Origin of the sequence: Paenibacillus amylolyticus, assembly GCF_003719335.1 — a bacterium.
GTDB lineage: Bacteria > Bacillota > Bacilli > Paenibacillales > Paenibacillaceae > Paenibacillus > Paenibacillus amylolyticus_D.
The window spans coordinates 62030-77143 of record NZ_RIAS01000017.1 but is presented as its reverse complement, the minus strand read 5'-3'; the positions used below and the strand labels follow the sequence as shown (position 1 = coordinate 77143).

Here is a 15114-nt window from a genome sequence, read left to right as displayed (position 1 = left end):
TTTTATTTTATCCCAAAAAACTCCCTTCCCTGTAATATGAATGAAAATGGACCCGAAGAGTCTCTCTCCCTTTATTAGCGGCCATCTCTCCGGTTGATTCTCACATGGCTTGAACCTCTTACGATAAGTTCTCCAGACAGCTTTTGCGCTACGCCTTCTTCCTGTCCCTTGATCATATCGACCAATTGTGTGACAGCTAGAATGCCTTGTCTTGCAATTTGATTCCGAACGGTCGTTAGCGGTGGAGAATAGTACGGAGCGATATCAATATCATCGAATCCGACTACGCTGATGTCACTCGGAACCTCATAACCATGAGATTTCAATGCCTGTATGCATCCGATCGCACTCAGGTCATTGCCGGCGAGAAAGGCATCTGGTAACTTGCCTGGATGCTTATGAATGAAGGATTTGATGGCACTGTAAGTGGCCTCTTCTTCAAAATACCCCTGAATGATGTAGTCTGCATCGACGGGGAACTCGTATTCTCGAAGGGCCGCCAGATACCCCTCTCGACGCTGTACACTGTCAAACATCTCATCTACGCCAGAGATATAAGCAATTTTCTGATGACCAAGCCCGATCAGATATTTGGTCGCTTCATAGCTGGCTACGTAAGAGTCAAAGATGACACTTCCCATTCGTTCGCTCTCGTACACACGATCCAGGAAAACAGCTTTAATCTTGTCTTTTTCCATCGACAAAATATCCTGCTCATCAATTCGCAGCTCTTCATAGATGATTACACCATCTACCCGCCTGCCAAGAATATTGCTCATAATCACATGTTTATCTTTGGTTACAAACACATTGAGTCCGTAACCGAGACGGTCACACTCACGCGACATGGCCTCGACTAACTTGTAAAAATACGGCCCCGACACACTTGTTGTGAAGAAACCAAGCATTTTGGTCTGGCCTGATTTCAACAGTTTGCCATTGAGATTAGGGATGTAGTTTAAACGTTCTGCCACTTTGAGCACGTGGGACTTCGTTTCCGGATTCAGTACATCCACACCATTTAAGGCATTCGAAACCGTAGAGATCGAGACACCGGCTTCTCTTGCAACATCTTTAATTGTGATTTTTCCCATACATTCAGGTTCCTTTGCTATTAAAACGTTTTTATACATTCAAAATAGCATAAAACCGTTTTCATTACAACACTTAACTATTCCGTTTATGATAAACAAAAACCGCTGATCCTTGAAGATCAGCGGCAGGTGAACCTTTTGATGAATATTATTCAAATCGGATGGTATATGTTTGTCCTTTTTGCGTTGGCAGGCTAACTTGATCGTCTTTTTCCGGGGTGGTTTGCACAACGGTATCCCCTTGGCGAACATTCAGACCAGGTACAGACTGCAAATAACATGTATTGCCTGTATGCGAGAGGATTTCTGCTTCAAGCAGCTTACCGTTCTCCCAACTTAGGCTAACCTCAAACCCGCCTCTTGCTCTCAACCCTTTAACCGAACCTGTAGACCAGCGTTCAGGCAAGGCTGGCAGGAAATCGAGATATCCCTGATGAGATTGCAACAGCATCTCGGCAATACCTGCGGTTGCCGCAAAGTTTCCATCGATCTGGAATGGTGGATGAGCATCAAACAAGTTGGCGTACACTCCGCCAGTCTCATGTTTACTTGGCTCATACGCTTTTACCAAAGTTAACAGATTGGAGATAAGCTGTTCAGCACGGTTGCCCTCTCCAAAGCGAGCCCATAAACCGATTTTCCAGCCAAGACTCCAGCCTGTGCCACCGTCACCACGAATCTCAAGTGAAGTACGTGCAGCCTGCATCAGTTCAGGAGATTTTTTCTTTGTAATCAGTCGTCCCGGGAATACACCTACCAAGTGGGATACGTGACGGTGCTGCGGATCTTCTTCCGTGAAATCCTCGCTCCATTCCTGAAGGCGACCTTTTGCGTCAATCTGCAAGGGCAGAAGTTGTTCTTTCTTCGCTCGCAGGAGATCCACAAATTCCTCATCTGTTTGTAGCACTTCAGCTGCTTTAATGCAGTTATCAAACAACTCGGCAATGAGGGAAATGTCCATTGTGGTTGCTTCACTAACAGCAACATGCTCTCCGTTAACGACAAATTTCATTTCTGGTGACGTTGATGGTGATGTGATCAAATGACCTTCTTTATTCTCAATAAGCCAATCCAAACAGAACAAAGCGGCATCCTTCATCAACGGGTAACCGGTTTCCTGCAAATACACTTTATCTTCTGAGAAAGCATAATGCTCCCACAGATGCTGCGTCAGCCATACACCGCCCATCATCCACAAAGCCCATGACGGATCACCGGCACCATAATCTCCAACAGGAGCCGTTTGTCCCCAGATGTCTGCATTGTGATGGGCTACCCAGCCTCGAGCACCATAGTTTATTTCAGCTGTTTTCCGTCCGTTTTCCGCAAGTTTTCCAATAAAATCAAGTAACGGTTCATGCAGTTCAGCCATGTTACACGTCTCTGCAGGCCAATAGTTCATCTCTGCATTAATATTCAATGTATAGTTGCTGCTCCACGGCGCACGTGTTTCCTGATTCCAAATTCCCTGCAGGTTGGCTGGTAACGTTCCCGGTCTGGAGCTGGCGATCATCAAATAACGGCCATAGTTGAACAACAACTCGACTAACCCTGGATCACTGCTGCCGTATTTCTCAATGCGCTCATCTGTAGGCATGTCCTGCGGAGCAACGCTTTCACCCAAGTGTAATTGCACACGATTAAACAGCGCTTGATGGTCCTGTACATGACGTTGACGCAATTCCGTGTAATCACGAGTCATAATCTGCCTAATAACGTCCGCAGTCTTCTCTTTCGGGGAAGTAACGCTGTCATCGGTTTGACCTGTAGGAGCATAACTCGTAGCCCCTGTAAAGTAAATGACCGCTTCCGTTGCACCAACAATTTGCAGTCCGCCACCGCTTGAATTCAGTGTACCTCCAGTATGAGATACCGCAAGTCTGCCATGGAAAGTCATCGCACGACTAGATGCCGCATCTCCGTAACGAACAGGCACTTCAACATCGTGATAGTTCGGTGACACATACTCAGGAGCTGTTCCGGACAGCTCATATTGAGCGTTCGCAGCAGAAGTTTCGTGTCTGAGCGGACTGCTCAGTCTGGTATGGAAGTTAAGTCTTCCTTCTTTGCTTGCGGTTAAACGAATGACGATACCCTGATCGGGATGGGAAGCAAATACCTCCCTGTCATATCGTACTCCACCAATTTCATAGGAAACGCTTACAACACCTGTAGATAAATCCAGCTTGCGCTGATAGGTTTTACGTTCACATAATTGCCCATGTTCCATCACAAGTTCCAAATCACCAAATGGCAGGTACGATTGTGTAAAAGGTCCCATCATTTTTTTGCTAAGTTGATCTGCTTCCACATACTGTTTACGAGCAATTAAATCCCTAATCTGAGGCAATACTTCACGAGCCTCCGGATTATTCCAATCCTGTGCATAGCCTGACCACAACGTGTCTTCGTTCAATGCAATGCGTTCTTTTTCGATACCGCCAAAGACCATTCCGCCCAACTTGCCATTACCGATAGGCAGTGCTTCAACCCAATAGGTGGCTGGAGTGCCAAACTGAATATTCATGCTGATCGTTACCTCCGAATGCACTTGATTTTTGGACAAACTCTAATTTTTGCTTGCTCAGGAATCATTATAACTTTCAATACAAAGGGAAGATATATATTTAATAAAAATGATGTGGAAAAGCTTGAACTAGTGACAAATAAACCTTAAAATCCCATTTGATATGAGGAAGGGATTTTATCATGACGTTCCAACATAACAATTGTCAGATTCACTTGTACAAAAGATGCAAAATGCGTGGTAAGCAAAAAGCGGCACCAGGTTTGGCACCGCTCTTTAAATAAAGTGTGGAGAGTATACGTACTTCCGTTGCTATATTTGATTTAATTTATTGGAATTGAACACTCTTCATATAAGCTTTGAATTCTGCTGCAATCTCTTTGTACTTTGTATGATGCAGATAGTGTGAGCCTTCCATCGGGATCATTTTGCCCTGATCGGATTGTTTGATTTGCTCCTCATGCAGCGGTATCCAACTTGGATTCGCTGTATTATTGGACTGAACAAAGAGCAGTACTGGTAAATTGCGAGGATAGGTAAGATTCTCTGCATTTTTGAAATTGGAACCCAGATGCTTCAACTCATTCATAAGGGTCGGATTGCTCGAAACTTGGTTGGAGATTAGGTTCATCTGCTCTATGGTATGCTCATCGTAGTCCATAGATTTGTAAGGATCTGCACTCACATTCTTCAGCAATCGCATCAGCCCTGATGTTTGAAGGAACTGCATCGATTTCAGAGGTAGTTTAACATCCATGCCAGGCTGATTAGGAACACTGCTGTCTATACCGATAAAGGCCATCACTTCGTCAGGGTAATTTTTCACATAAGACACGCCGTATAGTCCTGTAATGGAATGCCCCATGAGAATATAACGCTTCAGACCAAGCTGCTCGACAGCGGCATGAATTTCACTGACAATATTTTCAGAGGTACGTTCTTTGTCAGTACGATCACTTAATCCATAGCCAAATGGTTCAATCGTTACCACTTTATAATCCGAAGTTAATTGATCAATTAATAGTTTAAAATCCAACACCGGAGATGGCGTTCCTTGTCCCGGAAGCAGCACGATGGTCTGTTCTCCGTTACCTTGAATGGAGACATTCATGTTTTTGCCATCCACTTGCACATACTGTCCATAGGATTCAATTTTTTTCTTTTCCAGCCCATTGCTAATCAGATTTATTACAAATACGATGCCCATGAATAATACGAGCGCTGCGATGATTCCCCCGATTATTTTTAAAAACAACTTGCGTTTCTTGCCGCGCTTCTTCTCTGTTTGCTTCATTTCTACGATTCCTTCCACTCTCATCTTCTCCCGTCCTTAAGTCTGTGTAACTGTCTTGGTGACTTATTTACAGTATAATGAGACAAGATGTTGCCAGCGTGACGCCAATATGAACGGAATATGAACTGGCATATATAAGTTGAATTACTTTACACGAGCACTCCGATGACAGAATAACCTTTCAATCGCTGTTATCCCCAAATTTTTTGGATTCCCTTTTTGAAAGGGATAAATCCGGTGATAAAGGCTAAGCTTATGCTTCCGAAGTAGCTTTCCTTCAGAAAGCTTTTAGCTCCACTTTTCCAGGTTTTTTCTGTCCTCTCCGTTTTTGTGTAAATAAATCATTCATTTTATATCGTTTTTAAGCAGTATACATGAAAAAAAGAGAGCCGCTTATATAAACGCAGCTCTCTTTGCCATGTTTAAGGCCGTTTTAGTGGTCGAGGAATACGAGTTGAATGAAAAACAGGATTGCAAAAATATAAAAAATCGGATGAACATCTTTACCTTTACCACGTAGCAGTTTCAGCACAGGGTAGAAAATAAAACCAATCCCAATTCCTGTTGCAATACTGTGCGTCAGCGGCATGAGGATAATGATGAGGAACGCCGGGAATGCCTCTTCCAGATCACTCCAGTTCATTTTGCTAATAACACTGATCATAAAGAAACCTACAATAATCAGCGCCGGGGAGGTGATCGCCGGGATACTTGAAATGACACTAACAATTGGACTAAAGAACAAGGTTACGGCGAGCAAAATACTTACTGTCACCGCAGTCAGTCCTGTTCTGCCCCCTGCGGCTACACCCGTGCTGGACTCAATATAAGCCGACGTCGGGCTTGTTCCGAGCATGGCACCCGTCGTTGTACCGACAGCATCAGCGAGCAATGCACCACGGGAGCGCGGGAATTTGCCGTCTTTCAGTAATCCGGCTTGTTCCGCCACACCAAGCATCGTACCCGTCGTATCAAACAAGGTGATTAACAGGAAGGTGAAAATAATCGTGTATATTCCATTGGAGAAGACACCTGCCAAATCCATCTGGAATGCTGTTTCGCCGAGCCCTGACGGCATGGCTACAATGGATGCAGGCATCTGGAAGAGTCCCATGAACCAGGCAATGATCGCTGTAATGACCATACCGATAAACAGGTAACCTTTCACATTGTAAGCCATCAACGTAACAGTGATGATCAGACCAATAATCGTTAGGTAGGTCATTGGTTGTGCCAGGTTTCCGAGTGTAATCAAGTTAGATTCAGAATTGGCAATAATGCCTGCATTCTGTAGCCCTACGGTTGTAATAAATAATCCGATTCCTGCTGTAATAGCGTGTTTGAGGCTGGCTGGAATGGCATCCAGAAGCATGTAACGAAACGAAGTAAGCGATAAGATAATAAACAGAACACCTGCAATGAATACAGCACCAAGTGCTGTCTGCCAAGTTACGCCATATCCCTTTACCACACTAAACGCGAAAAACGCATTTAATCCCATACCTGGTGCGATAACAATCGGATAATTGGACCACAGTCCCATAATCAGCGTTGCCACAATACTCGCCAGAATCGTAGCAATGAATACCCCGTTAAAGCTCATTCCTGTGTCGCTCAGAATTCCGGGATTCACAATCACTATGTATACCATCGTGAAAAATGTAGTAATACCAGCAATAATTTCGGTTGAAACGGTGGTGCCTCTTTCTTTCAGTTTGAACCAGTTGTCCATCGTCAAGCCAGCCTCCAACTTTCATTTTGTCTTCTTAGATCCTCCAGCACAGTTAAAAACAAAAAAATCCTAATTTCCTATAGGATTGGAATTCTCACGCTCCTATATTCGTCATCAGGATCTGAACAGCTCCGAATGTGAAGATAAAGATAAGGATTTTGTTTTTAAGCTGAGGTGCATTTCGAATTTTATTAAAAATAACACAAGATGTCAATCAAATTTGAGCTTTGTTCACATTATTTACGAACTATTTTGATTGATCAAATGTATTTCATTCGTTTTTTAAGCTTTAAGGCTTTTATTTCGGTTGATTTGTTTATTTTACACCCAGCAAACAATTGTGATGGATTTCATTTACAATTGAATGATAATCTTCTTAAGGATGAACAAATGAACAAAGCTTCATGCATTCATGTTAAAGAGATATCGAGGAGGAATCATTGTGAAATTGTCTAAAAAAGCATTGCCTGCATTAGCACTAACCTTGGCTGTATCAGCTTCCACTCTTCTTTCCCCTGGACAAGCAAGTATGGCTAAAGCCGCAGGAACAGAGAAAAAACCAATCAAAAATATCATCTTCCTTATCGGAGACGGCATGGGAACGTCGTATACATCCGCTTATCGTTACATGAATGATAATCCTAAAACGAAGGTGATGGAAAAAACGGTGTTTGATCCTTATCTGGTAGGTGCTCAAATGACCTATCCCGACGATGACAAACAAAACGTTACAGATTCCGCTTCTGCAGCAACCGCAATGTCGTCAGGTGTGAAAACGTATAACGCAGCCATTGCAGTGGACACGAATCAAAAGAATGTCAAAACCGTTTTGGAACAAGCCAAACAAATTGGTAAATCCACAGGTTTGGTCGCGACTTCTGAGATTACCCATGCTACTCCAGCGGCATTTGGAGCCCATGATATCAGCCGCAAAAACATGGATGCCATTGCGAACGACTACTACGATGAGTTAATTAACGGCAAACACAAAGTGGATGTACTGCTCGGAGGAGGCAAAACCAATTTTGTACGTAAAGACCGTGACCTTACGAAAGAGTTTCAAAAAGCAGGTTATAGTTATGTAACAGACCGTGCATCTTTGCTTGAAAACAAAAATAAACAAGTACTTGGATTGTTTGCAGACGGTGGTCTGGACAAGTTTATTGATCGCACAACTACAACGCCTTCGCTGGCTGAGATGACGAATTCGGCTATCGATCGCCTTAAAACGAACAAAAAAGGATTTTTCCTCATGGTTGAAGGAAGTCAGATTGACTGGGCAGGACACGATAATGATATTGTGGGTGCCATGAGTGAGATGGACGATTTTGCTGCTGCCTTTAAAGCTGCGATTGATTTCGCTAAAAAAGACGGACAAACCCTTGTCGTAGCAACTGCTGACCACTCCACAGGCGGCCTTACTCTTGGTAAAGATGGAGAATACAATTTCTTCGTAGACCCAATTAAAGCTGCACTTCGTACTCCTGACTTCATGGCTGCTCAAATTGCCAAAGGGGCTTCCGTTGATGAGACATTGAAAAAATATCTTGAACTTGAGCTGACAGCTGAGGAAATTCAATCCGTGAAAGATGCTGCACAAAGTGCGGACGTTACCAAAATTGATAACGCAATTGAAGCTATTATAGATAACCGCTCGTTCACAGGTTGGACAACAGGTGGTCACACAGGTGAAGATGTACCGGTGTATGCCTATGGCCCAGGAAGTCAGCGATTCTCTGGATTAATTGATAACACAGACAATGCCAAAGTTATTTTTGATATTTTGAAAAAAGGGAAGTAAACGATCCTGCATTCAGGCTAATGTCTAATGTGTAAACGTATATCGCTTTTCTAAGTGCCCCCTCTCTTCTTTCGAAAGAAATGAAGTGAGGGGGTTGTTGTATTAACAATAAGTATATTCCCTGTTATATGATGAGAATAAGAGGTGGAGTGCAGTTATACCTTGGTAAATTGTTGCATTATGGCCGTCGCCGCAAGGGTGCAGCCCCCAGCTTCTTTCAAAGATTTGCCGATGAGATGTGCCTGCTCTTTATAGATGGGATTGTGAAGTACTTCCATAATCGCCTCCTCTAATTGGATTGCGTTCAGGTGATGTTGATCTAATACCAGCCCGGCTCCAAGTTCTTTTACGCGACCCGCAACAAATGGTTGATCTGATGTCATGGGAATCATGACAAGTGGAACATCGAAATATAACGCCTCGCTTACACTATTCATGCCTGCATGGGTAACAAAAACGTCTACATGCTGCAATATTTCAATCTGAGCAACATAAGGCTTCACGATAAAGTTATCGGGAATCATTTCTTCAATGGATGTAATATCGGTATATTTCCCCGAAGATAAAACAACATTTACTGAGTGATCTTTTAATGCATCAAAACACAGTTTGTAAAACTCCAGGTTTTTATTCAGTATGGTTCCCATTGAAATGTATACCGTCTTCGTATGTCGTTCACGAAGAAGATGAAATGGGAATTCGGGGGCATCTTCCCGCGGAATAATCGATGAACCCGTGAATAGAAAACGATCATGCAATTCTTCTGCCCGTGGCTGAAAATAACGGCTGGTGTAAACAATATTTAATTGAGCTTTATGTTCCATCATCTCCTCCACAGCAGGAAGGCTGACCTTATACGTTGTTGCTATTTCTTTTGCCATGTTCATAATCGCTTCATATAGTTCCTGTGTATCGATATCCTCCCCATTCTCTACGCGTGCTGGCTCAACGGAAGCAAAAGAAGCTATCGTACATACAGATGGAATCCCTAATTTCTCAGCGAGGATTTGACCTCCCCACCCCATCAGTGAATCATAGATCAGATAGTCAAACGTTTCATGCTGTATCAAACGAAGCACCTCAGGAATCATTTTGGGAATGATACCGCAAGTAACCATGTGTATGAATTGGTAGGGATGCCGATATGCCAAAGGCTTGAGTGTAGGCTCATGTGAGAAAGCATCCTCCGCAAAAGGATAGGTCATGACCTTAGCCCCCGTTTGCTCAATCCGAGAACGATATTCCTCAACACAAACATAAACAACATCTTCTCCAAGTTTGACTAGCTCCGTAATTAACCCAAGGGATGGGTTCACATGGCCTTCAGCCGGAGTAATGACAACCAATACACGCGCCATCGTGCGCACCTCCTGAATGTAATATGTGCCTCCGATCTGTATCTGGTCTGACCGGTTGTTTGTTTACATCGGAAGTGTATCTATTTTTTGCCCAGTGGGCTGATGTGATTTAGATGTATGGGCTGTAATTCGCAACGATGAGAAAAAGCTCAGTATAACCAATAGAAGTTGAAGCGTCAGCACCATCAGAATCCCTGTTGATATGCCCCATCCCATCGTTTTGGCTAAAGCAACTAATGAACCGCTTACACCAATGCTTACAGCCACATAAAAAGAATCGACAAACTGAAGGTTGGCTGACATCTTTCCTTCCTTTCCAAGCTCAGCATACTGTAAAGCAAGGACTGCGGTAGTCGGGTTAGCCAGACCCACACCAAAACCAATAATAATCTGTGAGAGGAGAATGAGCGGGATCCCGGTATCCGTCAAAAATAAAGCCAGCATCACGAGCATAACTCCGATGATCATAATGCCAATTCCATACATCACTCGCTGCTTCCGTCCATCACCTTGGTCTTTTACATCCAATCGGGCTTGCAACCATGCCGCTCCAGACCAGCTTAATGAGCCTGCTGCGACAAGTAAGCCGGCAGTTTCTGCCGATACCCCCTTCATCTCAGTCAAACCCAAAATAACAAAACTCTCCGTTGCAAAATAACAAGCCACATACAATCCTCTTGTTACCAAGGTTGCCGGTAAACCGGATTGGATTAGAAATGTTCCTTGAGGCAGTAATTTGTGCATGAACGGTATCATGATTATGAATCCACTAATTGAAAGAGCTATGCCCTGCCAACTTGTAATCATGCCAAGACCTGTCAGTAGCAATCCCGTTCCAATAGCTAATAAAATGGCCTGACCTGTTCTTGAGTCAACTCCTCGTGCTTCTTCTATAATGTGCTGATTGCGCTGCAGATCACGAAATGAGCGATATGTGAGCAGAAGAGCAAGTGCAATCAAAGGAATAACGATCCAGAAAACAAACCGCCAAGACAGATAAGAAGCAAGAAGTCCAGCAAAATAAGGCCCGATTAACGAAGGAAGAACAAACGCCATTGAAAAAGCGGCTAAAATCTGAGTTCGGAGCGTATCCGGGTAGTATAATGTTACACACACATAGACACATGTAATTAAAGCGCCAGCTCCAAATCCTTGAAAGGCTCTTCCTCCAATGAGCATGTACATGTTCATGGATGTCGCAGCAATGATTGTTCCAATTACAAAAACAGCAAAAGATATAAGAATGGAATTGAACACACCTCGCCTGTCCACTTGCTGGCCCATCACCAGGGTTCCTACAAGCTGACATAACAAAAACGCGCTAAAAATCCAGCCATATAAATGAATTCCCTGCATGTCTTTAGCTATTTTGGCTGCAATGGTAGTAATCGCTAGCCCTTCGAATGCCGAAGTGGTTAATACCAACATAATGCCAATGGTCATTGCGCTGTAACGTCGATTAAAGATGCCGATGGGCTTCTCGTTTGTCACGGACACCTCCATATATATTGAAATATTAGTAAAATACACCTGCAGATGTATCTTTAATATAGGATAAGTAAACCACTTTGTAAACAAAAATGTTTATTAAGTGGTTCTTCTTTGTTGATCTCGCTGATATTAACGTTACTTGTGATATTCTCATCATCGGTGCGGGCAGTTCAGGTGCACAGTGTGCTCATTTTCTATGTGATCAAGGATTATCAGTCGTTGTCGTGGACAAGCGGAAGGTTGGAGAAGGCAGCACAAGCACCAATACTGCGTTGATTCAATATACGGGGGAAGAAAGCTTTATTTCTTTGAAAAATACGTTCGGTGAAGAAGCAGCCGCCCGTCAACTGAAATTGTGTGAACAATCGATCAATCATATTGAGCCCTTTTCTAAATCAGAAGGTGTGCGAATCTACGGTGTGTTGGCGAAAATTGTAACGCACAAAATTATGCATGGCTCTAGCCCCGATTCGGATCTTTATTTGCAGAACAGACCACTCGTTGAAAAAAAACACTCTAATTCGTTTCACGTGCCATGGAAACGGGCGGTTAGGCAAAATAATGTACGCACACTGCTCAATTTCAGATTTTTGCTTATGGTTTACTATAACGCTAAAAGCCGATTCCACATCTACTTCTGGAATCGGCTTTTAACTATGATCTCACAAAACATTTTATTGCCCTCTGTAGTTACAGGGTAATAATGATTGGCCCTTTTTTGGACAGAATGATCGTATGTTCAATCTGAGCTACATAACTATTTTTCGTAGCAAACGTCCATCCATCCCCTTTTTGATACACTTCTTCTTCAGATGTAGAAATAAAGGGTTCAAAGGCAATAACCATACCTTCTTTTAACAACTCATCATCTGACGTGTCATTGTAATTATAGATATGATCCGGCGCTTCATGAATAGCCCGGCCCACTCCATGTCCAGTCAGGTTTCGTATAACGGTTAGCCCGTGCTGGCGTGCGGTCAGGAAAACGGCTTTGCCAATCCCGCTCTTTTTGGAACCAGGATTCGCTTTTTTCAGACCTGCTTCAAAAGCGAGTTTGGCTACCTCACAGATTTTCGTTAACACTTCATCTCCCTGGCCAACCACAAACGAGATGCCAGTATCTGCGAAATATTCGTTTTTGGAGCCGGAAACATCAATGTTGACGATATCGCCTTCTTGGATTACCCGATCCCCTGGAATTCCGTGTGCGACTTCTTCATTGACACTAATGCATGTATAACCAGGAAAGTCATATTCACTTTTGGGAGCGGAAATGGCGCCTTCTTTTTCAAAAAGCGCTCCAGCCAAATCATCCAGTTCTTTTGTTGTTACACCGGGGGCGGTCCGCTCAACCAACGTATCTCTAATGGAAGCAACAATTTTACCAATTTCTTTTAAACCATTAAAATCCTCTTCTGTTTTTGCAATCATAACGGTACCTCACTATTCTCATCATTATTAACGTGGTTCACTTTGATTGCATCATAAATCACCGCTGTTTGCAACATTTTTAGGATTTGATGTACTCGCACAAAGGAAAAACTCAAAAATTTGACATCTACGTCTTTGATTACGTGCTGCCCTTACCTCTCTTACGTGTGCAAAAAAGAGGTGAACCGAAGTTCACCCCTGGTAAATGGCAAATAACGTTAATGATCATGCTGCATGATGGATTTCGCTCTCGCTAAATTAACTCAAGTGAACTACATTAAAACCATTATTGCTGTTTATATACCCGAACATAATCCACCTGCATGGTTGCAGGAATATCCGAAGCATTGGGAATGCGACCACCATCGAAATTACCGCCTATGGCCAAGTTCATGATTAAATAGAACGGTTCATCAAATGGAGCATTAGGGTTGTTCGGTGCAGTTGCAGACGACCACTGCTGATTGGTAACTTTATAGAAGAATTTACCGTCCACGTACCATTTGATGTTGTCCGGTTCCCAAACTACAGAATATACGTGATAATCGTTAGCAATAGTTTGTCCTGCGGGAAAGTGATACTCTCCACCTGCATACTGATTGGCAGGCCATTGCCCGCCAAAGTGAATCGTTCCGCTGGTTGTTCCAGGCAGACGACCTCTTGCCTCCATCACGTCAATTTCACCTGATGCAGCCCAAGTGCCATATACCGAATCTTGCGGCAGCATCCAGAGTGCAGGCCAGACGCCATCCCCTGTAGGCAGTTTGGCACGGAAATCGACACGCCCGTACTTCAAGGATAACTTGTCTTTGGTATTCACCTTACCGGAGGCATATTTCGCAAAACGATTCGGGTCTTGAGGGAATGATTGGTTACTATGTGTTGCACGAATATTTAATTTTCCATCCTGAACAAAGATATTTTGCGGACTGGTAGTGTAGTGCTGCATCTCCGCGTTGCCCCAACCCCAGGTTCCCGGATCATCATTGAGATAATACCCTGTTTCTATATTCCATTTGCTTGTATCCAGCGCAGAACCACTGAACTCATCCTGCCAAATAAGATTCATGCCTTCAATTGCCGGATTGTTCGGTGTACCGATGGAGATGTCTTCTTGGTCCGAACCATCGGGACGTGGGGCATCCGGGTTGCCAATGAGTGTATAGTTCACATAGTTGCCGCCCACGTTTCCACCGAGCTGTCCGTTAAGCGGATAGCCGATTCGAATTTGCATATTTTCCTGAATAGGTCTGAACCATAGACCATAGATATGATCGGCCCAGTATCCCCACTGATTGGCATCGGAAATCGGATTGTAGCCATTGCCGGAATACGTAAATTTACTTTGACCACTATTACTTAAGTCTACCCATTGACCATTGATATTGATTTGGTATACAAAATTTTGTAATTCCTTCGCAATAGGTGCGCTCCCGCCAATCTTGGGCAGTGGAATACCTATGGAACCGCTTTCATCTGCTGTGAAAGTTGTGCCTTCATAGGCAGTAACTACGAATGAATTACGCACAGGTTCATTGAATGTAATGGTGTAAATAATATTCGCTGCCGATGTTTTGGACTGCAGCTTGACATGAATAGACTCGGTTACGTTAAACCAATATCCTCCTCCACCCTCAGTGAATTGGCCGAAGTTCTGATCGTAAATCCAGCCGCTGGCTGCGTTATTGTCAATATCAATCCACGTGTTGCTCTGCACTGGTTTCACATACACCTTGAGATCCAGAGCGACGGCTTCATAAGTGACTGATGGATTATTGTTAAAGGTGGGATAAGTAAAGCCGGCACCTCCGGTGCTGCTGGCAATGATGTCAGGCCCCTGTGTAGGGCTCATTGCTGTGATCGTTGTTTCGTTAATGTTTTGAAAAACCAGTCGATAATCAAGCTTTATTCCGTTCGCTTTGGAATACAATTGAACATCGGTTGTTGAGGAGAGAGTGAACCAATATCCATGAAAGCCGGCGTCAGTCCAGTGTCCCCAGTTTTGGTTGTACGTAAAGCCTTCCGCCTGATCAATATCCACCCATTGGCTTCCTACCTTGACATTAACACCTAAATCCCCGTTCACTTCGCTCCATGCAGCAGAACCCCCATTAAACTTAGGCATCACGAACCCGAAACTGGCCTTGCCAACCCCGGATTTGGATATGACAGGTCCGTCAGCAGATGAAAAGTACTCCATGGACGTAATCGTCTTCCCGGCAGCCCGAGCCGTTGAGCCGGGCCCAAGTAAAATACTGGCCAGCATGATGAATACGAGCATCACACCCATCCTTCTGTACACCAATCGCCTCTCCCTGCAAGCAGCCGATTTCATTCATTCTCCTCCTTCAAATCATTTTTCCAATCCGTTATCAATAAGGAAAAA

Annotated in this window: 9 protein-coding genes and 1 pseudogene; 2 read left to right on the top strand and 8 right to left on the bottom strand. The window is 43.7% G+C overall.

Annotated elements, in window-relative coordinates; genetic code table 11:
• Positions 1-74 precede the first annotated feature (74 nt).
• From EC604_RS24220 to EC604_RS24205, 4 genes are all read right to left on the bottom strand, one after another.
• Positions 75-1094 (bottom strand): LacI family DNA-binding transcriptional regulator, encoded by a 1020-nt coding sequence (locus EC604_RS24220; protein ID WP_123066593.1) that lies wholly within the window; start codon positions 1092-1094, stop codon positions 75-77.
• A 148-nt stretch (positions 1095-1242) separates the two neighbouring features.
• Positions 1243-3621, bottom strand: a complete 2379-nt coding sequence (locus EC604_RS24215; protein ID WP_192895152.1) for a glycoside hydrolase family 95 protein — start codon at positions 3619-3621, stop codon at positions 1243-1245.
• A 328-nt stretch (positions 3622-3949) separates the two neighbouring features.
• Positions 3950-4939: an alpha/beta fold hydrolase gene (locus tag EC604_RS24210; RefSeq protein ID WP_240037166.1), complete on the bottom strand. Its 990-nt coding sequence runs from the start codon at positions 4937-4939 to the stop codon at positions 3950-3952.
• 409 nt (positions 4940-5348) lie between these two features.
• Positions 5349-6647: an NCS2 family permease gene (locus EC604_RS24205; RefSeq protein WP_123066591.1), complete on the bottom strand. Its 1299-nt coding sequence runs from the start codon at positions 6645-6647 to the stop codon at positions 5349-5351.
• A 436-nt stretch (positions 6648-7083) separates the two neighbouring features.
• Here EC604_RS24205 and EC604_RS24200 point away from each other — a divergent pair, with 436 nt between their 5' ends.
• On the top strand, positions 7084-8448 hold the full coding sequence (locus tag EC604_RS24200; RefSeq protein ID WP_429350830.1) for an alkaline phosphatase: 1365 nt from the start codon (positions 7084-7086) through the stop codon (positions 8446-8448).
• Positions 8449-8603: 155 nt separating this feature from the next.
• Here the strand turns inward: EC604_RS24200 and EC604_RS24195 are convergent, their stop codons facing one another.
• Both EC604_RS24195 and EC604_RS24190 read right to left on the bottom strand, forming a co-directional pair.
• A complete protein-coding gene (locus EC604_RS24195; protein WP_123066590.1) occupies positions 8604-9806 on the bottom strand; it encodes a macrolide family glycosyltransferase in 1203 nt (400 codons plus the stop codon).
• Positions 9807-9869: 63 nt separating this feature from the next.
• The gene (locus tag EC604_RS24190) at positions 9870-11234 is read right to left on the bottom strand and encodes an MFS transporter (RefSeq protein WP_123066655.1); all 1365 of its coding nucleotides are present in this window, start codon (positions 11232-11234) and stop codon (positions 9870-9872) included.
• Positions 11235-11386: 152 nt separating this feature from the next.
• Between EC604_RS24190 and EC604_RS30630 the strand changes: the two are divergent.
• Positions 11387-11692, top strand: a pseudogene (locus EC604_RS30630) (FAD-dependent oxidoreductase); the annotation flags it as partial.
• A gap of 295 nt (positions 11693-11987) precedes the next feature.
• Here the strand turns inward: EC604_RS30630 and map are convergent.
• Positions 11988-12728 (bottom strand): type I methionyl aminopeptidase, encoded by a 741-nt coding sequence (gene map / locus EC604_RS24180; protein ID WP_123066588.1) that lies wholly within the window; start codon positions 12726-12728, stop codon positions 11988-11990.
• A 286-nt stretch (positions 12729-13014) separates the two neighbouring features.
• A complete protein-coding gene (locus tag EC604_RS24175; RefSeq protein WP_430538879.1) occupies positions 13015-15018 on the bottom strand; it encodes a glycoside hydrolase family 16 protein in 2004 nt (667 codons plus the stop codon).
• Positions 15019-15114 lie beyond the last annotated feature (96 nt).

Bases quoted from the DNA above. Each gene is read 5' to 3' on its own strand.
- EC604_RS24175 (WP_430538879.1), bottom strand. From the start codon at position 15,018: ATGGGTGTGATGCTCGTATTCATCATGCTGGCCAGTATTTTACTTGGG.
- EC604_RS24205 (WP_123066591.1), bottom strand. From the start codon at position 6,647: ATGGACAACTGGTTCAAACTGAAAGAAAGAGGCACCACCGTTTCAACC.
- EC604_RS24195 (WP_123066590.1), bottom strand. From the start codon at position 9,806: ATGGCGCGTGTATTGGTTGTCATTACTCCGGCTGAAGGCCATGTGAAC.
- EC604_RS24210 (WP_240037166.1), bottom strand. From the start codon at position 4,939: ATGAGAGTGGAAGGAATCGTAGAAATGAAGCAAACAGAGAAGAAGCGC.
- map (WP_123066588.1), bottom strand. From the start codon at position 12,728: ATGATTGCAAAAACAGAAGAGGATTTTAATGGTTTAAAAGAAATTGGT.
- EC604_RS24215 (WP_192895152.1), bottom strand. From the start codon at position 3,621: ATGAATATTCAGTTTGGCACTCCAGCCACCTATTGGGTTGAAGCACTG.
- EC604_RS24220 (WP_123066593.1), bottom strand. From the start codon at position 1,094: ATGGGAAAAATCACAATTAAAGATGTTGCAAGAGAAGCCGGTGTCTCG.
- EC604_RS24190 (WP_123066655.1), bottom strand. From the start codon at position 11,234: ATGTTGGTATTAACCACTTCGGCATTCGAAGGGCTAGCGATTACTACC.